Annotated in this window: 22 protein-coding genes and 1 tRNA gene; 12 read left to right on the plus strand and 11 right to left on the minus strand. The window is 69.2% G+C overall.

The window, feature by feature from the left end:
• Positions 1–102 precede the first annotated feature (102 nt).
• Complete coding sequence (gene groL / locus ACFVAE_RS16255) at positions 103–1,719, plus strand: chaperonin GroEL (RefSeq protein ID WP_378894349.1); 1,617 nt, start codon at positions 103–105, stop codon at positions 1,717–1,719.
• Between the two features lie 76 nt (positions 1,720–1,795).
• Here groL and ACFVAE_RS16260 read toward each other — a convergent pair whose 3' ends face one another.
• The 4 genes from ACFVAE_RS16260 to ACFVAE_RS16275 form a co-directional block, all read right to left on the minus strand.
• Complete coding sequence (locus tag ACFVAE_RS16260; protein ID WP_378894352.1) at positions 1,796–2,083, minus strand: WXG100 family type VII secretion target; 288 nt, start codon at positions 2,081–2,083, stop codon at positions 1,796–1,798.
• Positions 2,084–2,201: 118 nt separating this feature from the next.
• Positions 2,202–3,947 (minus strand): sensor histidine kinase, encoded by a 1,746-nt coding sequence (locus ACFVAE_RS16265; RefSeq protein ID WP_378894355.1) that lies wholly within the window; start codon positions 3,945–3,947, stop codon positions 2,202–2,204.
• Between the two features lie 18 nt (positions 3,948–3,965).
• Positions 3,966–4,658, minus strand: coding sequence for a response regulator transcription factor (locus ACFVAE_RS16270; protein ID WP_236125319.1), 693 nt, complete (start codon positions 4,656–4,658; stop codon positions 3,966–3,968).
• Between the two features lie 77 nt (positions 4,659–4,735).
• Positions 4,736–5,287 carry a TetR/AcrR family transcriptional regulator gene (locus tag ACFVAE_RS16275; protein WP_378894357.1) on the minus strand — a complete coding sequence of 184 codons (552 nt, stop codon included), beginning with the start codon at positions 5,285–5,287 and terminating at the stop codon, positions 4,736–4,738.
• 62 nt (positions 5,288–5,349) lie between these two features.
• Between ACFVAE_RS16275 and ACFVAE_RS16280 the strand changes: the two genes are divergently transcribed.
• Genes ACFVAE_RS16280 through ACFVAE_RS16290 form a run of 3 tightly spaced genes read left to right on the plus strand, consistent with a single transcriptional unit; the run spans position 5,350 to position 8,090 of the window.
• Positions 5,350–5,769 (plus strand): hypothetical protein, encoded by a 420-nt coding sequence (locus ACFVAE_RS16280; RefSeq protein WP_378894360.1) that lies wholly within the window; start codon positions 5,350–5,352, stop codon positions 5,767–5,769.
• Between the two features lie 34 nt (positions 5,770–5,803).
• Positions 5,804–6,994, plus strand: a complete 1,191-nt coding sequence (locus ACFVAE_RS16285; protein WP_378894362.1) for an FAD-dependent monooxygenase — start codon at positions 5,804–5,806, stop codon at positions 6,992–6,994.
• 7 nt (positions 6,995–7,001) lie between these two features.
• Complete coding sequence (locus ACFVAE_RS16290; protein ID WP_378894365.1) at positions 7,002–8,090, plus strand: CPBP family intramembrane glutamic endopeptidase; 1,089 nt, start codon at positions 7,002–7,004, stop codon at positions 8,088–8,090.
• Between the two features lie 144 nt (positions 8,091–8,234).
• Here the strand turns inward: ACFVAE_RS16290 and ACFVAE_RS16295 are convergent, their stop codons facing one another.
• From ACFVAE_RS16295 to ACFVAE_RS16305, 3 genes are read right to left on the minus strand one after another with little or no spacing between them, the layout of a single operon-like run.
• A complete protein-coding gene (locus ACFVAE_RS16295; protein ID WP_378894368.1) occupies positions 8,235–9,878 on the minus strand; it encodes a DNA repair helicase XPB in 1,644 nt (547 codons plus the stop codon).
• Positions 9,879–9,903: 25 nt separating this feature from the next.
• Positions 9,904–11,601, minus strand: coding sequence for a helicase-associated domain-containing protein (locus ACFVAE_RS16300; protein ID WP_378894371.1), 1,698 nt, complete (start codon positions 11,599–11,601; stop codon positions 9,904–9,906).
• Between the two features lie 11 nt (positions 11,602–11,612).
• The gene (locus ACFVAE_RS16305) at positions 11,613–11,918 is read right to left on the minus strand and encodes a multidrug ABC transporter ATPase (RefSeq protein ID WP_378894373.1); all 306 of its coding nucleotides are present in this window, start codon (positions 11,916–11,918) and stop codon (positions 11,613–11,615) included.
• A gap of 111 nt (positions 11,919–12,029) precedes the next feature.
• Between ACFVAE_RS16305 and ACFVAE_RS16310 the strand changes: the two genes are divergently transcribed.
• Together ACFVAE_RS16310 and ACFVAE_RS16315 are read left to right on the plus strand one after the other, a co-directional pair.
• Complete coding sequence (locus ACFVAE_RS16310; RefSeq protein ID WP_378860030.1) at positions 12,030–12,410, plus strand: cold-shock protein; 381 nt, start codon at positions 12,030–12,032, stop codon at positions 12,408–12,410.
• Entirely contained in the window at positions 12,394–12,930 is a 537-nt protein-coding gene (locus tag ACFVAE_RS16315; RefSeq protein ID WP_378894376.1) for a DUF3027 domain-containing protein, read from the plus strand. The genes ACFVAE_RS16310 and ACFVAE_RS16315 overlap by 17 nt, the downstream gene beginning before the upstream one ends.
• 79 nt (positions 12,931–13,009) lie before the next feature.
• Here the strand turns inward: ACFVAE_RS16315 and serC are convergent, their stop codons facing one another.
• Positions 13,010–14,122: a phosphoserine transaminase gene (serC, locus tag ACFVAE_RS16320; protein ID WP_378894379.1), complete on the minus strand. Its 1,113-nt coding sequence runs from the start codon at positions 14,120–14,122 to the stop codon at positions 13,010–13,012.
• A 100-nt stretch (positions 14,123–14,222) separates the two neighbouring features.
• Here serC and ACFVAE_RS16325 point away from each other — a divergent pair, with 100 nt between their 5' ends.
• The 4 genes from ACFVAE_RS16325 to ACFVAE_RS16340 all read left to right on the plus strand — a co-directional run bounded on the left by ACFVAE_RS16325 (position 14,223) and on the right by ACFVAE_RS16340 (position 16,890).
• On the plus strand, positions 14,223–14,924 hold the full coding sequence (locus ACFVAE_RS16325) for a metal-dependent transcriptional regulator (protein WP_378894382.1): 702 nt from the start codon (positions 14,223–14,225) through the stop codon (positions 14,922–14,924).
• Positions 14,925–15,255: 331 nt separating this feature from the next.
• Positions 15,256–15,975: a M23 family metallopeptidase gene (locus ACFVAE_RS16330; protein ID WP_378894431.1), complete on the plus strand. Its 720-nt coding sequence runs from the start codon at positions 15,256–15,258 to the stop codon at positions 15,973–15,975.
• Between the two features lie 306 nt (positions 15,976–16,281).
• Positions 16,282–16,779: an HNH endonuclease gene (locus ACFVAE_RS16335; RefSeq protein WP_378894385.1), complete on the plus strand. Its 498-nt coding sequence runs from the start codon at positions 16,282–16,284 to the stop codon at positions 16,777–16,779.
• A gap of 37 nt (positions 16,780–16,816) precedes the next feature.
• Positions 16,817–16,890 (plus strand) — tRNA-Arg (locus tag ACFVAE_RS16340).
• A 285-nt stretch (positions 16,891–17,175) separates the two neighbouring features.
• Here the strand turns inward: ACFVAE_RS16340 and ACFVAE_RS16345 are convergent.
• Positions 17,176–17,520, minus strand: a complete 345-nt coding sequence (locus ACFVAE_RS16345; RefSeq protein WP_378894388.1) for an Lsr2 family protein — start codon at positions 17,518–17,520, stop codon at positions 17,176–17,178.
• 51 nt (positions 17,521–17,571) lie between these two features.
• The gene (locus tag ACFVAE_RS16350; protein ID WP_378894390.1) at positions 17,572–18,426 is read right to left on the minus strand and encodes a LuxR C-terminal-related transcriptional regulator; all 855 of its coding nucleotides are present in this window, start codon (positions 18,424–18,426) and stop codon (positions 17,572–17,574) included.
• A 110-nt stretch (positions 18,427–18,536) separates the two neighbouring features.
• Between ACFVAE_RS16350 and ACFVAE_RS16355 the strand changes: the two genes are divergently transcribed.
• On the plus strand, positions 18,537–18,884 hold the full coding sequence (locus ACFVAE_RS16355) for a DUF485 domain-containing protein (RefSeq protein WP_378894392.1): 348 nt from the start codon (positions 18,537–18,539) through the stop codon (positions 18,882–18,884).
• Positions 18,881–20,497 carry a cation acetate symporter gene (locus tag ACFVAE_RS16360; protein ID WP_378894395.1) on the plus strand — a complete coding sequence of 539 codons (1,617 nt, stop codon included), beginning with the start codon at positions 18,881–18,883 and terminating at the stop codon, positions 20,495–20,497. Before ACFVAE_RS16355 ends, ACFVAE_RS16360 begins: the two co-directional genes overlap by 4 nt.
• A 102-nt stretch (positions 20,498–20,599) precedes the next feature.
• On the opposite strand, the gene ACFVAE_RS16365 is transcribed toward ACFVAE_RS16360, so the two are convergent.
• On the minus strand, positions 20,600–21,121 hold the full coding sequence (locus ACFVAE_RS16365) for a methylated-DNA--[protein]-cysteine S-methyltransferase (RefSeq protein ID WP_378894398.1): 522 nt from the start codon (positions 21,119–21,121) through the stop codon (positions 20,600–20,602).
• Positions 21,122–21,339: the final 218 nt, after the last annotated feature.

Genomic DNA, 21,339 nt, shown 5'->3' on the forward strand with positions numbered 1-21,339 from the left:
GCAGCTTGCACTCTCCATAGGCGAGTGCCAGAATGGCGTTAGCACTCGCTCACTGTGAGTGCTAAACCCCAACGTCTACGTCCAGGAGGGACGACACTACTCATGGCAAAGATCATCGCTTTCGATGAGGAGGCCCGTCGCGGTCTCGAGCGCGGCCTGAACACCCTGGCCGACGCTGTCAAGGTGACCCTCGGCCCGCGCGGCCGCAACGTCGTGCTCGAGAAGAAGTGGGGCGCCCCCACGATCACGAACGACGGCGTCTCCATCGCCAAGGAGATCGAGCTCGACGACCCGTACGAGAAGATCGGTGCGGAGCTCGTCAAGGAGGTCGCCAAGAAGACCGACGACGTCGCAGGTGACGGCACCACGACCGCCACGGTCCTCGCCCAGGCGCTGGTCCGCGAGGGTCTGCGCAACGTCGCAGCCGGCGCCGACCCGATCAGCCTGAAGAAGGGCATCGAGAAGGCCGTCGCGGCCATCACCGCCGACCTGCTCGCCACCGCCAAGGAGGTCGAGTCCAAGGACCAGATCGCCGCCACCGCGTCGATCTCCGCCGCCGACCCCGAGATCGGCGCCCTGATCGCCGAGGCCATCGACAAGGTGGGCAAGGAGGGCGTCGTCACCGTCGAGGAGTCGCAGACCTTCGGCACCGAGCTCGAGCTCACCGAGGGCATGCGCTTCGACAAGGGCTACCTGAACCCCTACTTCGTCACGGACCCGGAGCGCCAGGAGGCCGTCTTCGAGGACCCGTACATCCTCATCGCGAACCAGAAGATCGGCAACATCAAGGACCTTCTGCCCGTCGTCGACAAGGTGATCCAGGACGGCAAGGAGCTCGTCATCATCGCCGAGGACGTCGAGGGCGAGGCTCTCGCGACTCTGGTGCTGAACAAGATCCGCGGCATCTTCAAGTCCGTCGCCGTCAAGGCCCCGGGCTTCGGCGACCGTCGCAAGGCGCAGCTGCAGGACATCGCGATCCTGACCGGCGGCCAGGTCATCACCGAAGAGGTCGGCCTCAAGCTCGAGAACACCACGCTCGACCTGCTCGGCCGTGCGCGCAAGGTCATCGTCACCAAGGACGAGACCACGATCGTCGAGGGCGCCGGTGACGCCGAGCAGATCGAGGGTCGCGTGACCCAGATCCGCCGCGAGATCGAGAACACCGACAGCGACTACGACCGCGAGAAGCTCCAGGAGCGTCTCGCCAAGCTCGCCGGCGGCGTCGCCGTCATCAAGGCGGGCGCGGCCACCGAGGTCGAGCTCAAGGAGCGCAAGCACCGCATCGAGGACGCCGTCCGCAACGCGAAGGCGGCCGTCGAGGAGGGCATCGTCCCCGGTGGTGGCGTCGCGCTGCTGCAGTCGGCCAAGGTGCTCGACACCCTCGAGCTCGTCGGTGACGAGGCGACCGGTGCGAACATCGTCCGCGTCGCCATCGAGGCTCCGCTGAAGCAGATCGCCATCAACGCGGGCCTCGAGGCCGGCGTCGTCGCGCACAAGGTCTCCGAGCTCCCCGCGGGCCAGGGCCTGAACGCCGCGACCGGCGAGTACGGCGACATGTTCGCGCAGGGCATCATCGACCCGGCCAAGGTCACCCGCTCGGCGCTGCAGAACGCCGCGTCGATCGCCGGCCTGTTCCTCACCACCGAGGCGGTCGTGGCCGACAAGCCCGAGAAGGCTCCGGCGATGCCGGCAGACCCGTCGGGCGGCATGGACTTCTGATCCATCCTCACTGACAGAACGCCCCCGGCTCTCTCGAGTCCGGGGGCGTTCTGCGTTCCGCGTGGGGGTTGGGGGGTCAGCGGAACAGGTTCGCGGAGTACTGGTCGGCATCGGCGTACTGCGTGGCCGCCGTCCCGAGCGCGGTGCCGATCGACGCCAGCACCTGCTCGACGTGCATCTGCGCGCCGCGCCACTGCTCGCTGCACTGCTGGAACGCGACCGATGCGCTCCCGGTCCACGACGACTGCAGCTGGGTCAGCTGAGACATCAGCGCGGCCGATTCGGACTGCAGGCGCTCGATCGTGGCGCGCGTCGCGCCGTTCGCGGCGTGGACGGCCTCCGTGTCGACGGTGAAGACGGACATGGGGATCTCCTCTCGTAGGGCTTCCGACGCTAGAGCGCGGTGTGCACACGGAGACGCCGGAATCCCGGCATCCGGGACAGAACGGCGGAAGACCCTGATCGGGGAGGGAGAGTGGTGCTCAGAGATCCAGCGGTTCGATCGGCTGAGTCTCCTCGAGCAGATGCTCGGGCGTCGCACTCGCCGGCGCCAGCGGCAGGGCGACGATGAACGTCGCACCGCCACCGGGGGTCTCCTCGACGCGCACGGAGCCGTTCAGCGCCTCGACGATCGATGACACGATCGCCAGGCCGAGGCCGGAGCCGCCCGTCTCCCTGGCGCGTGACGTGTCGGCGCGCCAGAACCGCTGGAAGATCTGCTCCCGGATCTGAGGGGGTACCCCCTCACCGTGGTCGGCGATCGCGATGGTGCCGATCCCGCGCAGCCGGTCCACACCGACGATGATCTCGATGGGGCTGTCCTCGGGGGAGAACCGGCGGGCGTTGCCGAGCAGGTTGGTCACCACCTGCCGCACCTTGTTCTCGTCGCCGAGCACGATAGGAGGCGTGCGCACCGGGATGTCGAGCGTCTCGTGGAAATCGATCTGAGGCACGACCTCGGCACGCGGACGGCGGCGCAGACGCGCGAGCGCCGCACCGGTCAGCCCGCGCGTGCCCGGGCCCCGCGTCGTGGCATCCTTCGTCCTCGCCGGCTTCTGCGCGTCCGAAGCAGGCGGCGTGGGCGCGAGCGGCGGCATGACGGGCTCAGCGGCCTGATCCACCGTGGTGTCCACGACGGTCACGGTGCGCGCGGGAGCCGTCACCCGCATGTCGAGTGCCGCGTCCCGGGCGATCGGGCGCAGGTCGAGCGGCACGATCTCGAGCGAGCGTCCCGAGTCCTCGTCCAGGCGCGCGAGTGCGAGCAGGTCCTCGACCATCGCGCCCATCCGGATGGCCTCCTTCTCGATGCGCTCCATCGCCCTGGCGACGTCCTCGTCCCCGCGGATGGCTCCCATGCGGTACAGCTCGGCATAGCCGCGCACGCTGACCAGGGGAGTGCGCAGCTCGTGGCTGGCGTCGCCGATGAATCGGCGCATGTGCTGCACGGTGCGGTCCCGCTGCGCGATCGCGCCGTCGACGCGGTCGAGCATCGTGTTGATCGCGGCGTTGAGCCGGCCGACCTCGGTGGTCGGTTCGAGATCGGTGAGGCGCTGGCTGAGGTCGCCGGCGGCGATCGACATCGCCGTGGACTCCACCTGTCCGAGGCGTCGGAACGTCAGTGTGACCAGACCACGGGTGAGCAGCGCGGCGATCAGGATGGTCACCAGTGCGACGGTCGTGTACACGCCGAAGTAGGTGGCCACGATCCGGTCCGCCTCGTCCAGCGGGAGTGCGACGACCTGCACATAGGTGACCGAGGCCCCCACTGCGGCCTGGGTCGCTGCGGCGGCGCTGAACGCCCCGCCGTCCTCGCCTCGCAGCGGGATCACCTGGTCGGCGGCGGACTGCGCCTCCGCCAGAGTGTAGGTCTCGGGGAAGATCGGCCGCTCCGCACCGGGCTGGCCGCCGGCCTCGGCGACCTTCTTGCCCGTGGTGTCGTAGAAGGCCGCGAAGTAGTCGGCACGCGCGACCGCGCCGTCGCGCGGTGTGAACGCCGGCTTGCCGCCCTCGTTGGTGACCACGAAGAACCGGTCGGCCTGACTCGTCGAGACCAGGCCGGGCAGCTGCGCGTTGATGTTTCCGATCATCGCGTTGCGCAGGATCGGGACGGTGCCGATCCCGGCGACGAGGAGCCCCAGTGCGAGCACCGCGACAGTGACCCCCGTGACCTTGGCGCGCAGGCTGATGCGCCGCCACCAGGAGGTGACGGCATCAGATCTGTGCGCCATGGAGTGCTCCGGGCCGGATCAGACGGTCTTGCCGACCTTGAGCATGTAGCCGAAGCCGCGCTTGGTCTGGATCAGCGACTCCTCCGTGTGCGGGTCGATCTTCCGGCGCAGGTAGGAGATGTAGCTCTCCACGATGCCGGCGTCGCCGTTGAAGTCGTACTCCCACACGTGGTCGAGGATCTGCGCCTTGGACAGGACGCGGTTGGGGTTGAGCATCAGGTACTTCAGCAGCTTGAACTCGGTCGGGCTGAGCTCGATCGGCACCTTGCCCACGAACACGTCGTGCGTGTCCTGATCCATGGACAGCTCGCCTGCGCGGATCACGGACTCCTCGTCGGCCTGCATGGTTCGCCGCAGGATGGCCTGCGCTCGCGCCACGATCTCGTCGAGGCTGAACGGCTTGGTGACGTAGTCGTCGCCGCCGGCATTGAGCCCCTCGATCTTGTCCTGCGTGTCGTCCTTCGCGGTGAGGAACAGGATCGGCGCCGTGAAACCCGCGCCGCGAAGCCGCTTGGTGACGCTGAAGCCGTTCATGTCGGGCAGCATCACATCGAGGATGATGAGGTCCGGTTCCTCTTCGAGGACCGCGGAGATGGTGGCCGCCCCGTTGGCGACGGTCTTCACCTGGAATCCGGCGAAGCTGAGACCCGTGGAGAGCAGGTCGCGGATGTTCGGCTCGTCGTCGACGACCAGGATGCGCGCATCAGTCATGCCCCCATTATGGTGACTCCACCCATCCCGTGTCTGATTGTCACCGGATCGGCGGCGATGACCCGGTGAAGTCGTGGTCACCTCGGCGGCAGCGCGGCGCGCACCACCAGCTCGACGGCGGGGCGGATCGGTGCGTCGGGTGCGACGGTGAGGCGGTTGACGATGATGCCGGCACTGGTGGCGAGAAGCGCTCGGGCGGCGAGCACGGGATCAGGCGCGCCGAGCAGTGCGAGGCGGTCGCTGGTCCAGCTCTCGAACATCGATCGCTGATCGTGCATCGACGGCCGCGCGCCCGGTGCGTTCGCCGTCTCGAAGAACAGCGCGTACCGCGCCCGCGTGCGCGCTGCGTCCCGCCCGGTGACATCCTCGAGCACGCCGGTCAGCACGTCGATGAGCTCGTCGGGGGTCTGCACGGGAGCCATGGCGGCGGTCAGGTCTGCGCGCTCGCGTTCCGCGATCCACACCAGGACGCCGGCGATCAGCGCGTCGCGGGTGCGGAACCAGTTCGATGTGGAGCCCTTCGGCAGTCCGGCGGCCGTGTCGACGCGCCCGTGGGTGAGCGCGCGCACTCCCTGCTCGCCGACGAGGAGGACGGCCGCCTCGAGGGCGCGTTCGCGGGTCGTGGCCATGCCGTGAGCATAACACTATGTTCGTAGTAGTCAGGACACTATGAACGTAGTAAAATGTGCGCATGGGATACATGGTGCTCGCCGCCTGGGTGGTGCAGGCCGCGGTGGGGGTGTCGCTGCTCGTCTCGTGGGCGCGGCATGCGAAGGGCAGGAATCGGGGGCTCGTGCTGACGCATGCGACGGCGATGATCGCCTTCGCCGTGGTCTGGATCGTCTTCATCGTCACCGGTGGAGTCGGGTGGGCCTGGGCGGGTCTCGGTGTGCTCGCCGTGTTCATCGGCTTCGGTGACGCGACGATGGTGCGCCGTGCCCGGGCGGTGCGCGGCGAGACGAATCCCGGGCTGAGGGACTACGGACCGGCCATCGGCGTGGCGCTCTCGGGCAGCCTCGGCCGGCGCACCAGATTCCATGCGCTCTTCTCGGCGCTGGTGTTCTTCCCGTGCCTCGCCGTCTGCATCATCGCCACGATCGCGGCCCGATAGCCGCCGTCTCATGAAGGAAGAGGTGGAGGTCGACATGTCTCAGCGACGCGCGATCGTGATCGGGGCAGGACTGGGCGGGCTCGCGGCGGCGGCCGCACTGCGTCGCCGGGGCTGGTCGGTGGGCTTGTACGAGAAGGGACCATGGCCGGGGCCCGCAGGTTCAGGGCTGGCGATGATGCCGAACGCACTGCGAGCGCTGGACGCTTTCGGGGCGGGCGACACCGTGCGGCACCTTGCCGCCATTCAGGGCGACGGCGGGCTGCGCCGCGCCGACGGCAGGTACCTGGCGCGGACCAGTGCTGCGGCCGTGCAGGCGCGGTTCGGAGATCCGATGGTGGTGCTGGAGCGCGCTCGTCTGGCCACGATCCTGCGCGAGGCCGCGTCCGACGTCCCGCTGCACTCCGACACGTCGGCCGTCGTGGTCGACGTCGGTGATGCGGCACACTCGGCCGTCGTCCGCACCGGCGAGGGTGATGAGCAGGCCGAACTGGTCGTGGCGGCGGACGGGGTGCACTCGGCCGCGCGCGAGGTGCTCTTCCCCGAGCATCCTGGTCTGAGGTACACGGGATGGACCGCCTGGCGGTTCATCGTCGCCGCGTCCGCTGCCGTGCAGGCCGGGGAGACCTGGGGCGAGGCGGGCGTGGTGGGGCTGGTTCCGCTCGCCGATGACCGCACCTACTTCTATGCCGCTGCCGTCGCGCCTGCCGGTGAGCGCGCAGCGGATGACGAGCGAGCGGAACTGCTGCGACGCTTCGGACACTGGCACGCTCCGATCCGGCAGCTCATCGAGTCGGCCGAGGCGGCCTCCGTCCTGCGCGGGGACATCGCCGAGCTGGCCGCGCCGCTGCCCGCACTGCACCGTGGCAGGGTCGCTCTGCTCGGGGACGCGGCTCATCCGATGGCTCCGTTCCTCGGGCAGGGGGCCTGCCAGGCGATCGAGGACGCCGTCGTGCTCGCCCACGCACTGGACGTCCCGGAGGACCTGGCCGGATACACCGCCGCGCGCCACCGCCGGACCGCCGACGTCGTGCGGCGCTCTCACCGGATGGGAACCCTGGCGCTGCTGCGCAGTCCGGTGATCAGGACGCTGCGGGACACCTTTCTCAGCACGGTGGGCAGGCTCTCTTCGGACACGGCGATCCGCCAGCTGATCCCGGTCGTCGACTGGCGGCCGCCGACGAGCGACGGGGCGATGGCCAGCGGGGGCCGGTCTGATCCGCGATGATCGAAGGATGCTTCCCTCGAACGACCCCGTTCCCGGATTCTCGAACCCGATCCCGTTCCCGCCCCCTCCGCCGCCCGCGCCGCGGATGCCCGAGGGCATGCCGGCCATGCCGGTGCCGGGGTGGGGCCCCCAGATCGTGGAGATCGTCGAGGAGGCCGAGTACCACCGCCTGAACCTCGCTCGCGGCCGCGAGCCGCGCTGGTGGCGTCCGATCCTGGTCGGGCTGCTCGGGTTCGCGCTGTACGTCGGCACGATCATCGTGCTCGTCGTCCCGTTCGCGGTCATGGCCGCATTCGTCCCCGAGGTCATGCAGGCCTTCTCGCAGGTCGCAGGCAGCGGCGGTATGGACTTGGCCGATCCGGTGACGTTCGTGGTCGCGATGCTCTCGATCATCCTGCTGCTGCCGGCCCTGCTGATCGCCTCGAGGATCGTCGCCGGGCGCGGTCTCGGACTGCTCTCCTCGGTGACCGGACGGCTGCGCTGGGGATGGATGCTGCGCTGTCTCGGCCTCGCTGCCGCGATCTTCGCGCTGCAGACGAGCGTCTCGATGGGAGTCTCGCTGGCGCAGGGCGAGGACCTCTTCGTCGCCGGTGTCACCGCCGGGCCGTGGCCGATGCTGCTGCTGGTGATCCTGCTCGTGCCGCTGCAGTCGGCGACCGAGGAGTACGTCTTCCGCGGATTCCTCATGCAGGCGGTCGGATCCTGGTTGAAGCACCCCGCCTTCGCGATCCTGCTGCCCCTGCCGCTGTTCGTGTTCGGTCACCTGTACGACGTGTGGGGCCTGCTCAGCGTCGCGGCCTTCGCGCTCGCCGCGGGCTGGCTCGCCTGGCGCACCGGCGGTCTGGAAGCCGGCATCGCGCTGCACGTGGTGAACAACGTGAGCATCTTCGTGCTGTCGTCGTTCGGGCTGGCGGATGCCAACTCGTCCGGCGGCGGACCGGTCGATCTGCTCGTGTCGGTGCTGGTGCTGGGCGCGAGCGTGGGGGCCGTCGAGTGGATGCAGCGGCGCACGCCGCTCGCACGCACCCGCACGGTGCGACGAGTCGAGCTCGCGCCGCCCTCGGCTCCGGTCCCTGGGGTGCTTCCGCAGGGGTAGCATCCGGAACATGGACGAGGACGAGGACGGCGGCGACGCCGCCTGCTGGCTCGCCCGGGTGTGCCCCGAGTGCGGGGCACTGCTCGACGACCTCGCAGCGCCCTGTTGGCGGTGCGGGCTGAGACCCGGTGAGGAACCCCGCGCCTAGGCCGCCTGCAGGTCGGTGGCGTCCATGATCGTGTAGCTGTACCCCTGCTCGGCGAGGAAACGCTGCCGGTTCTGGGCGTAGTCCTGATCGACGGTGTCGCGGGCGACCAGCGTGTAGAAGCTCGCCGTGTGGTCGGTCTGCTTCGGGCGCAGCAGCCGGCCCAGACGCTGCGCCTCCTCCTGGCGGGAGCCGAACGAGCCCGAGACCTGGATCGCGACCGATGCCTCGGGCAGGTCCACGGAGAAGTTCGCGACCTTCGAGACGACCAGCACCTTGATCTCGCCGGTGCGGAACTGCTGATACAGCACTTCGCGTTCGTCCACCGGCGTCGCCCCCGTGATCTGCGGAGCGCCGAGGGCGTCGGCGAGCACGTCGAGCTGGTCGAGGTACTGCCCGATCACCAGCACCTGCTCGTCGGGATGCTTCTCGATGAGCTCCTTCACCGCACGGATCTTCGCCGGGGCCGATGCCGCCAGGCGGTAGCGCTCGTCGTCGGTGGCCGCGGCGTACTCCAGACGGTCTCCCGGCGGCAGGTCGACGCGCACCTCGTAGCAGGCGGCGGGGGAGATGAAGCCCTGCGCCTCGATCTGCTTCCACGGGGCGTCGAAGCGCTTGGGTCCGATCAGGCTGAACACGTCGCCCTCGCGACCGTCCTCGCGCACCAGCGTGGCAGTCAGGCCGATGCGACGGCGGGCCTGCAGGTCGGCGGTGAGCTTGAACACCGGGGCCGGCAGCAGGTGCACCTCGTCGTAGACGATGAGGCCCCAGTCCAGAGCGTCCAGCAGCGCGAGGTGGGCGTACTGGCCCTTACGCTTCGCGGTGAGGATCTGGTACGTCGCGATGGTGACCGGCTTGACCTCCTTGGTCTGACCGGAGTACTCGCCGATCTCCTCGGGGGTGAGCGAGGTGCGCTTGAGCAGTTCGTCGCGCCACTGCCGCGCGGAGACCGTGTTGGTCACGAGGATGAGGGTGGTGGTCTTCGTGGCAGCCATCGCTCCGGCTCCCACGATCGTCTTGCCCGCACCACAGGGCAGCACCACGACGCCGGAGCCGTCCTTCGAGAAGGCGTCGACCGCGTCGTGCTGGTACGGCCGCATGGTCCAGCCGTCCTCGTCGAGGTCGATCTCGTGCGGGGTGCCCGGCGTGTAGCCCGCGAGGTCTTCGGCCGGCCATCCGATCTTCAGGAGCTCCTGCTTGATCTGCCCGCGCGCCCAGGCATCCACGACGAAGGTGTCGGGGGAGGGGTGCCCGATCAGCAGCGGCTGGATGCGCTTGTTGCTCGCCACCTGGGTGAGCACGGCCGGGTCGGTGGAGCGCAGGATGAGCGTGCCCTCGTCGTCGCGCTCGATGACGAGCCGGCCGTACCGGTTCACGGTCTCACGCAGGTCGACGGCCACCGACGGCGGCACGGGGAAGCGCGACCAGCGGTCGAGCGTCTCGATCATGTCCTCGGCGGAGTGCCCGGCCGCGCGGGCGTTCCACAGGCCGAGCCGGGTGATCCGGTAGGTGTGGATGTGCTCAGGGGCCCGCTCCAGCTCGGCGAAGATCGCGAGCTCGTGCCGTGCGGACTCGGCATCGGCGTGCGCGACCTCCAGCAGCACGGTGCGGTCGCTTTGGACGATGAGAGGGCCGTCAGACATAGCTGTCCAGTCTACCTGTCGCGCGTCAGCCGGGCGTCGGCACGTCGGCGAGGCGCACGGCGCGGATGCTGCGCACCGGCAGCGTGCGCTCCACATCCGCCCCGCGGTCGAGGCCGCGCAGACGGCCGCCGCCGAGACCTGTGGCCTCCAGGAGGAGCTCGCGGGTCGAGCCGTCCGGCATCCCCACTTCCACGATCAGCAGCGCCTTCGCGCGCACGGCCGCTTCGAGCTCGCGGTCCAGCCACGCGGCATCCGCATCCGGCCCCTGCCTCTCGCGCAGTCGCGCGATCAGGTCGTCGTAGGACGGGAGCGCGGCGACGGCCGACTCGACGGGCGGAGTACGGCGCATGGAGATCGCGCTGCCCTCGGCGTCGACCAGCGTCGCGGGGTAGCGGGCGTCCACCATCGCCCAGTACACGGTCTCCGCACTGACGCGCGAGACCAGCATGCCGTCCTCGGCTGTGAGGCCGAGCGGGCGCAGGCCGCGGTCGATGCCGATCGCCTCGACCAGGTGCGGGTCGCTGCTGGTCACGACGGTTCCCCTGTCCGACGCCCAGACGCGCACGAGTCCGTGCCGCTGTGCCGTCTGGGTGACCAGGTACGACAGCGGCTGGGGCAGCCCGGTGAGCGAGAGGTCGGCGAGGAACTCCAGGACGGATGCCTCGGTCTCGCCCTCGATGAGGGCGCGGTTCACCGACTCCGCGGTGAACCGGTACGACGAGGACTGCGCGGAGTCGCGCTCGGCCATGCCGCGCAGCCGCACCTCGAGACCCGGCTGCAGCGGGCCCGGCGCGATCGCGGTCAGGTCGTTCTGCAGGAAGACCTTGTCGACCTCGGCGGGCACCAGGCTACCGAGCGCGGTGGCGTCCGCCTCAGCGCCCTTTCGCAGCGCCGCGGCCCACGCGGGCTCGGAGCCGTCGGCCGCGATCAGGCCGAGCAGCCGCGCGCGGCGGTGCAGCCCGGCCGCGCGGTCCGGCCAGGACGGGTCCCAGGGATAGGCGTGCGGCCAGATGGCAGGCGACAGCCACCCGCCGCCGTCGTCCCGGATGCCGGCGGGCAGCGCCTCGCGGAACGCGGTCGCCAGCCGTGCCCAGCGTGCGGCGAAGGGCAGGCCCAGCCAGGCATCCGATCCGGTCGTGACCTGCACCCGGCGGTCGTGCGTGCTGAGCAGGCCGGCGTCCTCGGCGATCGTGCGCAGATCGTCGGCATCGTGCTCGATCCCGGCCTCGGCGAGACGCTTCTTCTCGCCCGCAGCGAGCGAGCCGGTGGCCAGCAGAGCCAGCGGTGTCTCCCGCGCCACCAGGAGCATGTCCGCGACGCGTGACGCAGTGGTGAAGGCGCGCTCGGCGACGGGCGCGGAGTCGCCGGCGGAGGTGGGCGCCTGAGGCTGCTCGTCCGCGGCATCCGGCAGCGTACGTCCGTCCAGCTGCTCCGTGACCGGGACCGGGACGGCGCCGGTCGGGTCCTGCAGCGCGAGTGCCGTCAGATGGGGCACCGGTGCGGCGTCGCCGCCTGCCGCGCGCAGCAGGGCAGCGGCATCCGAGAGGGGGAGCGCGATCAGGGCCCGTTCGATCGAGGCCGGTTCGTACAGCGCCTCGGCAGCGTCGAAGAAGTCCTGCCACGGGGCATCCGGTTTGATGCCGCGGGCCAGGAACAGCGCACTCAGCTCGTCAGCACTCGCCGCAGCCAGCCTGACGGCCAGCGGACGCGCATGAGTGCTCATGTCGTGGCGCCCTACGACCGCTTCGCCGCGCGCCCTCGGCGGACCATGCTCATGATCAGCAGCGCGATGATCAGCACGAAGGCGATCGGCAGACCGTACAGCGGCAGCCCGGCGATGATCGGCCACGCGCCATGCGCGAACGCCTCCTGCTTCATGCCGGAGGCCGTGCCGATGATGATCGCGAAGAAGCACAGCACGGATGCCCCGGCCAGGCCGAGGGCGGTGTACGCGAGCACCTTGTCGATCGTGCGGACCGGGAGGTCGGGCACGTCACCCGTCGGCTTGCTGTCGTCCGGCCTTCTCCGCTGCGCGCTCATCCTTCTCAGACTAGTCCCTGCCCGCGGCCCTGGCCGCGCTCACCCGGTAGGCTGGACAGGTCGCGCACCCGCGCGACGTCTTCGTTTTTCTCAGCAGAAGAGGTTGTTCGCATGCCCACCGGCAAGGTCAGGTTCTACGACGACGAGAAGGGGTTCGGCTTCATCTCCACCGATGACGGCCAGGACGTCTTCCTGCACGCCTCTGCCCTGCCCGCGGGGGCGGCCGTGAAGTCCGGCTCCCGGGTGGAGTTCGGCGTCGCCGACGGCAAGCGCGGTCTGCAGGCGCTCTCGGTGCGCGTGCTGGACGCGCCGCCGAGCCTGGCCAAGGCGAAGCGCAAGCCGGCCGATGACATGGCGATCATCGTCGAAGACCTCGTGAAGCTGCTCGACGGCATCGGCGGCGACCTGCGGCACGGCCGTTACCCCTCCTCCGCTCAGGGCCGCAAGATCGCGGCCGTACTCCGCAAGGTCGCTGATGACCTCGACGCCTGAGACTCTCGCCACAGCATCCCGCGAGCTGGCGCTCGCCGCGCTGCACGAGATCACTGCTCCCGCGACCGTCGGGCCTGCCGCAGGGTACTCGGCCGAGGACGACGGCGCGGTCTCGCTCCGCTTCGAGAACCGTCTGCCCGGCTATCCGGGGTGGTACTGGACCGTGACGGTGGCACAGCTCGACGACGCGGAGCCGACCGTGCTCGAGGTCGAGCTGCTGCCCGGCGACGGCGCGCTGCTCGCGCCGGACTGGGTGCCGTGGGCAGAGCGCCTCGCCGAGTACCGCGCGCACCAGGCCGAGTTGGCAGAGCAGGCCGCCGCCGAAGGATCCGACGAGGATGCCGCGGATGAGGAGCTCGGCGATGAGACCGACTCCGATGAGGACGACGACCTCGACTCCGACGACGACGTGTCGGATCTGCTGCACGCCGGAGACCTGGACGGCGTCGACATCGACGAACTCGATGAGGGTTCCGACGACGGCGATGCCGACGATGAGGCATCCGACGAAGAAGAGTAGACATACCCCGCGACTGACGACGAGGCCCTCCTGATCCGCGGATCAGGAGGGCCTCGTCGTCAGTCGCGGGGCGCGCCGCTCAGCCGGCGGTGTTCTCCAGCACGTAGTCGATCGACCGAGTGAGCTGTCGGACGTCGTCGGGCTCGATCGAGACGAATGTCGCGATGCGCAGCTGGTTGCGGCCGAGCTTGCGGTAGGGCTCGGTGTCGACGATGCCGTTCGCGCGCAGCTCCTTCGCGATGGCCGCCGCGTCGACGCTGTCGTCGAAGTCGATCGTGACGACGACCTGCGAACGGTCGGCCGGGTCGGCGACGAACGGGGTCGCCACCGGCGAGGCCCCGGCCCAGTCGTAGAGGATGCCGGAGGACTCGGCCGTCCGGGATGCCGCCCAGGAGAGCCCGCCGTTGTCGAGCATCCACCGCAGCTGGCTGTCGAGAAGGTGCAGCGTCGTGAGCGCCGGGGTGTTCAGCGTCTGGTTCAGACGCGAGTTGTCCACCGCGTTCTTCAGACTGAGGAACTCGGGGATGTAGCGATCGCCGGCGGCGATGCGCTCGATGCGCTCGATCGCGGCCGGCGACGCGGCGGCCAGCCACAGCCCGCCGTCGGAGGCGAAGTTCTTCTGCGGGGCGAAGTAGTAGATGTCGGTCTCGGCGATGTCGACGTCGATGCCGCCGGCGGCGCTCGTCGCGTCGACGACGGTCAGCGCGCCCTCGGCGGTGACCCGTCGCACCGGGGCCGCGACACCCGTCGAGGTCTCGTTGTGCGGCCAGGCGTAGACGTCGACGCCCTCGACGATCTCGGCGTCGACGCGGGAGCCGGGCTCGGCCTTTCGCACGTCGGGCGCCTGCAGCCACGGGGCGGCGGCGGCCTTGGCGAACTTGCCGCCGAACTCGCCGAACACGAGGTTCTGCGCGCGGTTCTCGATCAGGCCGAAGGCCGCGGCATCCCAGAACGCGGTCGATCCGCCGTTGCCGAGCAGGATCTCGTAGCCCTCGGGCAGCTGGAACAGCGACGCCAGCTGCTCGCGCACGCTGCCGACCAGGTTCTTCACCGGCGCCTGCCGGTGCGAAGTGCCCAGCAGAGAGGAGCCGACCTCGGCGAGGGCGGCCACATGCTCTGGCCGCACCTTCGAGGGACCGCAGCCGAAGCGGCCGTCGACGGGCAGGAGTTCTCGGGGGATCTCGATCGCCATGGATCGATTGTAGAGGCGATGATCAAGCCCTCCCGACCCTGTGACGCCCGGTGTCGGACCTGGAATGTAGGCTTGCCTAAGAAGACTTCGGAGGGACTCCATGGCCGACCTGATCGACACCACCGAGATGTATCTGCGCACCATCCTCGAACTCGAGGAGGAGAACATCGTTCCGCTGCGCGCGCGCATCTCCGAGCGCCTCGGGCACTCCGGGCCCACGGTGTCGCAGACCGTCGGCCGTATGGAGCGCGACGGCCTCGTCGTCGTCTCCGAGGACCGCACCCTCGAACTGACGGATGCCGGGCGGCGCAAGGCTGTCGACGTCATGCGCAAGCACCGCCTCGCCGAGCGCCTGCTGTCGGACGTGATCGGTCTGGACTGGGCGTTCGTGCATGACGAGGCCTGCCGCTGGGAGCACGTGATGAGCGAGCAGGTCGAGCGCCGTCTGGTCGAGCTGCTCGGTCATCCGACCGAGTCGCCCTACGGCAACCCGATCCCCGGGCTCGATCAGCTCGGCGACCTGCCCGCGCGCACCTTCGATGAGGGCGTCATCGGCCTGGTCAAGAAGCTGGACGCCGCCGGCGCGCCGATCGACGGCACGGTGCGGCGCCTCGCCGAGCCCGCGCAGGTCGACCCCGAGCTGCTCGAGCAGCTTCGCGATGCGGGAGTCGTCCCGGGCGCGCGCGGCGACTACCGCTACAACGAGGGCTATGTGCTGATCCGCATGGAGGGCCAGGACGAGGGGCTGGAGCTGCCCGTCGAGCTGGCCTCGCACATCTTCCTGGTCGGCGACCCCGCCTGACCTTCGACCTTCATCCTGGGGATTGCCAGGTTCGCAGGGTGACAGAATCGTTATCTTCCGGTAACGTCGTTCGGGTTATCGGCGAAGAAGCCCGCCGGTGACTGACGTGAAGATCGCCTCCCGGGCTCGTCGTCTTCGCGGAGAACGCACAACGTGCCGCAACATTTGCGCGCGCGACTGACGACTTGCTGACGAGCCTGCGCTCACCCGAAGCGCGGAGGCGCAGGAGGACCACCTTTTGGCCGCAGACATCGAGAAGCCCGATACGACATCTGAACAGCGCACCTCCGCAACGCGCGGAGCGAAGCCCAGGACTCGGAACGTGAAGCCGATGCGAACCGTGGCGATCTTCGCCGCGGTCGGCGCCCTCGTGGCCGCCGTCGCCCTTCCGGCGTACGCGGCGACGTCCACGCCTGCCACCGCCTCGGCGACGTCGCTGCGCCAGGCCGCTGTCGACGACGCCCAGTCGCTCGTGGTGGCGTCGGAGGCGACCGCAGCGCCGATCGCCCGCGGAAACTACTCCGCGACGACTCCCGACGAGATCGCCAAGAAGAAGGCCGAGGAGGCCGCCAAGAAGCGTGCCGCCGCTGCCGCACGCGTCGCCTCGTCCGGCAGCAGCGTGAGCAACGCCGACCTGCAGCTCGTCGCCGCCGGATCCGGCGCGGTGCGCTACCCGCTTCCGGCCGGCTCCTACACCGTCAGCCGCACGCTCAGCAGCAGTCACAACGGCGCCGACATGGCCGGTCCCGCAGGCACCCCGATCTTTGCGGCGACCGCCGGTCGCGTGCGCATCTCGAGCGAGAGCTACTACGGCTACGGCGTCGCCGTCGTCATCGACGGTGTCGTGGGCGGCAAGCGCGTCTCGACCCTGTACGCGCACATGATCAACGGCTCCCGAGCAGTGCAGACCGGCCAGACCGTCAGCGCCGGGCAGTTCATCGGCAAGCGCGGCAACACCGGTCGCTCCTACGGCTCGCACCTGCACTTCGAGGTCGAGATCAACGGATCGCTCGTCGAGCCGATCGCCTGGCTGCGCGCCAACGCCGGCTGAGCCGACACGCCACCGGGCGTTCACCGCGATTTCGCCCGGGCGTGTCGCGCATGGGTTAGCCTGAACCCGTCGTCGTACTGACGGGAGAAGCCGATGGATCAGAAGCCGAGCATCCGCACCATGGATGCGCTAGGCCGTCTGGTGCTCCGGCATCGTCCGCACGGATGCCTCGGTTCTGCCGAGCGCGAAGGGCGCTGTCTCTGAGACGGCGCCCTTTTTCGTCCTCCAGGGGTCGCCTGCTGTCTGTAAGACGTCGTGTGAGTCGAGAGTGCCGGGAAGCCATCCCGGCGGATCGAGAGGATGACGATGCGCACACTGGTACTGAACGCCGGATACGAGCCCCTCGCGGTGGTCTCGTTCAAGAGAGCCCTGGTCCTGGTCATGAATGACAAGGCGACGGTGATCGAACGCGTGGAGGACGATCCCGTCTGGGCGTCACACGGGTCCTACGATCGCCCAGCGGTCATCATCCTCTCCAGATACGTGCGCGTACCCCTCTCGCGTCGCGTGCCCGTCACGAGACGCGGTGTGCTGCGTCGCGACAGCCACCGCTGCGGCTACTGCGGCAAGACGGCCTCGACCATCGATCACGTGATGCCGCGCTCGCGCGGGGGAGCGGACTCCTGGGAGAACCTGGTGGCCTGCTGCCTGCGCTGCAACAACGTCAAGAGTGACCGGACTCCGCAGGAGATGGGCTGGGAACTGCGCAGCACGCCGCGCCCGCCACATGGCACGGCATGGACCGTGCGCGGTACCGAGCGCAGCGATCCCTGCTGGGAGCCGTACCTGGCGCTCGCGGCGTGATCCGCAGGACGGATGCCGCCGGATAGACTGGTCAGGCGCCTTCGTAGCTCAGTCGGATAGAGCAGCCCTCTCCTAAAGGGCAGGTCGCAGGTTCGAATCCTGTCGAGGGCACGAAAGCCCGCAGGGGCCGCCCCCGGGATAAATCCCGGGGCGGCCCCTGCGGGCTTTCTACACCCCCCGTCAGGCGGGGCCCCGTTGGCCAGGAGGCTCGCTGCGCCGCCCGTTTCCGCGGCTGGACCTGTGCTCCCGCGCGCGGCGCAGTGAGTGGCCGATGGGGACGCGAGGGCACAGACGACCCGACCTCAGGGACGCAGGTCATGACCTCGACCCGCCCGCGACCCACACAGAAGGGGCCGCCCATCGGGCGGCCCCTTCGCGGTTGTGAGATTCGCTGCGTCAGTGTGCGGCGCGGTACGCGTCGACCACCTCTGCGGAGATTCGTCCGCGCTCCGACACCTTGTAGCCGTTCGCGCCCGCCCACTCGCGGATGGCTGCGGTGTCGGGGTTGCGGGGTGCGCTCCGGCGCGTCGACGTGGTGCGGCCGGTGCCGGCCGAGCCTGCGCGGCGCCCCGCCTGGATGTAGGGAGCGAGAGCGGCACGGAACTCCTCCGCGTGCGCGTCGTTCAGGTCGATCTCGTAGGCGGTGCCGCCGATCGAGAAATGGATGGTTTCGCCGTCGCCGACCTCGAGCAGGGTTCCGTCGATATCGTCGACCAGCTGATGCACAATTCTTCGAGCCATGTCGACAAACGTAAAGGAGGGAATTCAAATCGGCAAGAATTCCCTCGCGTTTCACGGGAGAAGATTCGCGCGCCTGGCGCGGGCGACCGCAGAATGCCGCGTCGAGGCGTCGAGTTTCGACATCGCCGTCCCGAGATATGCCTTCACTGTTCCCTCTCGAAGACCCAATTGCGCGGCGATCTCGGCATTCGTGGAACCGAGCGCGGCACAGGAGAGCACATCGAGTTCCCGAGGCGACAGGTGCACAGTCGGAATGGGGGAGGTCAGCGGCGGGAGCGAGTCGCCGGTGAGCGCGAGCAGACGGCGCTCGACGCCGGCCAGGCGCTCGCGCAGCTCCGCGTCGTCGACCGATGCCGCGACGCTGCGCAGTTCCGCGAAGCTCTCGCGCAACTCCTCCTTCTGCGAGGGCGCGAGATCCACTGGTGCCGACAGTGACGAGATGCGCCGCTCGACCTCATCCCTGATGCGCAGCTCGCTCGAGAGCGACTGCGCGACCGTCATCGCGGGCGCCGTGGTGATGCCGCCGATCTGCGACTCCTCCCACGCTCCGGCGTAGAGCACACCGCGGGGCCGGCCGCCGACGACGATCGGCACCGCGAGCAGCGTCCGCAGACCCTCTCCGAGCACGAACATGTCGTAGTCGTGGGTGATCTGCTGGGAGGTGCGGTAGTTGTTCGTCATGCGCGGACGCAGTTCGGTCATCGCGCGCCCGCCGAGACCCCGGTCCGGGCGCACCCGCAGTCCGTCCAGGCTCCGCGTGCGGTTGCCGACGATGCTGGTGACCGACACGACGCCGCGCTCCACCAGGCCGCCGAACGCGACGGGGAACCGGGTACGACGGGAGAGCTCGCGCACCGCGCCGGCGACGAGTTGCTCTTCGGACTCCAGTTGCGAAGTCGTGTTCACCGAGTACCAACTTTCGGGGGTGACGACACCGTTCCCCGCTTTCGTAGCGTCGACCCTATCACCCGTGCGGCGCGTCCGTGCGTGCCAATGACATGCGGCAAGGAGGCCTCATGACAGATCAGAATGACCCCGTTACCCAGGACGGGATCGACTACATCGCGATGCAGGAATCGGAGCGGTTCCGGACCCTCAAGAAGACGCAGCGCTCGTTCATCTTCCCGCTGGCGGCATTCTTCCTCATCTGGTACTTCGCCTATGTGCTGCTCGCGGCTTTCGCGACGGATTTCATGAGCCAGCGAGTATGGGGCGACATCACGGTCGGCCTGCTTTTCGGTCTCGGCCAATTCGTCACCACTTTCGTGATCACCATGTGGTACGTGTCCTTCGCCAACAAGAGGCTCGACCCGCAGGCAGCCGCGATCAGGGATGAACTCGAGAAGGTGCAGGCCGACGCATGAACATCCACTCCGCAGTCACCGCCGTCGAGAACGATCCCGTTCTGAACATCGCGATCTTCGGCGCATTCGTCGCGGTGACGCTGTTCATCGTGATCCGGGCCAGCCGGAACAACAAGACCGCCGCGGACTACTACGCGGCGGGTCGCTCGTTCAGCGGCCCACAGAACGGGTTCGCCATCGCCGGTGACTACCTGTCGGCGGCATCCTTCCTCGGAATCTGCGGCGCGATCGCCGTAAACGGCTATGACGGCTTCCTGTATTCGATCGGGTTCCTCGTCGCCTGGCTGGTCGCGCTCCTGCTCGTCGCCGAGATGATGCGCAACACCGGCAAGTTCACGATGGCCGACGTGCTCTCGTTCCGTCTCAAGCAGCGACCGGTTCGCATGGCCGCGGCGATCACGACCCTCGTGGTCTGCTTCTTCTACCTGCTCGCGCAGATGGCGGGCGCGGGCGGTCTCGTCTCTCTTCTGCTCGGCATCGACAGTCACATCGGGCAGTCGATCGTGATCGCCGTCGTCGGCGTGCTGATGATCGTCTACGTGCTGATCGGCGGCATGAAGGGCACCACGTGGGTGCAGATCGTGAAGGCGGTCCTCCTCATCGCCGGCGCGATCGCCATGACGATCTGGGTGCTCGCGCTGAACGGCTTCAACCTGAACACGCTGCTCGAATCGGCCGTCGCCGAGGCACCTGCAGGCGACAAGATCCTCGGCCCCGGTCTGCAGTACGGTGCGAACCCGGTCGACTTCCTGTCGCTCGGCATGGCGCTGGTGCTCGGCACCGCCGGACTGCCACACGTGCTGATGCGCTTCTACACGGTCCCCACCGCGAAGGAGGCCCGTCGTTCGGTGGTCTGGGCGATCTGGCTGATCGGTATCTTCTACCTGCTGACCCTGGTGCTCGGCTACGGTGCCGGTGCTCTGGTGGGCCCGGAGAACATCCTCGCGGCGCCGGGTGGCGTGAACTCGGCGGCGCCGCTGCTCGCACAGGCGCTCGGCGGCCCGATCCTGATGGGCTTCATCTCCGCCGTGGCCTTCGCGACGATCCTCGCGGTCGTCGCCGGCCTGACGATCACGGCGGCGGCGTCGTTCGCGCACGACATCTACGCGAACGTGATCAAGCGCGGCAAGAAGGGCGACGGAGCCGCCGACCCGAACGGCGAGGTGAAGGTCGCCCGCCGCACGGTGATCGTGATCGGCATCGTGGCGATCGTCGGCGGCATCGGCGCACAGGGCCAGAACATCGCGTTCCTCGTGGCGCTCGCCTTCGCCGTCGCGGCCTCGGCGAACCTGCCGACCATCCTGTACTCGCTGTTCTGGAAGCGGTTCAACACGCGCGGCGCGGTCTGGAGCATGTACGGCGGCCTGATCGCAGCGATCGCCCTGATCGTGATCTCCCCGGTGTTCTCGGGGTCGGAGAAGTCGATGATCCCCGGTATCGACATCGCGATCTTCCCGCTGAACAACCCGGGCATCATCTCGATCCCGCTGGGCTTCTTCCTGGGCTGGCTGGGAACGGTCACGTCGAAGGCGGCGGAGGACCGCAGGCTGGCCGCCGAGATGGAAGTGCGCTCGCTGACCGGCTTCGGAGCCGAGAAGGCGGTTGAGCACTAGAGACCCGCGCCGCTCCTCGCATCGCTGCGCGCTGCGAGGGGCAGGGGCCACAGCCCCGCACGCGGACCCCGGCGGCCTACACGCCGGGGTCCGCGCCGTTCATCAGGCGGCCGTCTGCCGTTCGAGGTCGAGCAGGAACCGCTTGCGCTCGGGATGCGCGCCGTAGTGACCGGGTGTTCCGTCGGAGCGGATCACCCGGTGCACCGGCACCACGATCGAGAACGGAGTGTTGCGGCACGCCGTGCCGACCGCTCGCGCCGCACCGGGGCTGCCGGCGAGCACGGCGACCTCGCCGTAGCTGAGGGTCTCGCCCCACGGGATGCCGCAGATCTCCTGCAGCGCTGCGCGCGGGAAGCCGTCGATCAGTCGCCAGTCCAGTCGTACGTGCTCGTCGAACCGGATCGGCTCGCCCTCGAAGTACTGGTCGAGCAGGTGCGCGAGTTCGTCGGCCGCGCCCGGGTCGGGCTGCGGCAGCGCGTGCAGCCGCTGCGAGATCTCGTCGAGCAGCCACGGCGCGCGCGGATCGACGGTCTCGGAGAGATCGAGCGCGACGAGGCCGTCGGGGGAGAAGACGGCGAGGGCATCGCCGAACGGCGTCGGTGCGAAGTCGTAGCGGAAGGTCATGGCTCCATCCTGTCGCCGTGCGGCGTCTTCGCACAGTGAACGCCCGCGGCATCCCCTGCCGCTGTGGAGAAGTCGTCACCTCGATCGGCCCGTGCAGGACGAGTCGAATTCCCCGGGAATACGGGAAAGCGGCCGGGGATACCAGCCTGGGTGCGCGTCGCGCTTAGTCTGTGACATGTGTGGCGACGTGAAGGGAAACCGGCGGGAGACGCAGAGAC

Source organism: Microbacterium sp. NPDC057659, assembly GCF_042799915.1.
In the GTDB taxonomy this organism is placed as follows: domain Bacteria; phylum Actinomycetota; class Actinomycetes; order Actinomycetales; family Microbacteriaceae; genus Microbacterium.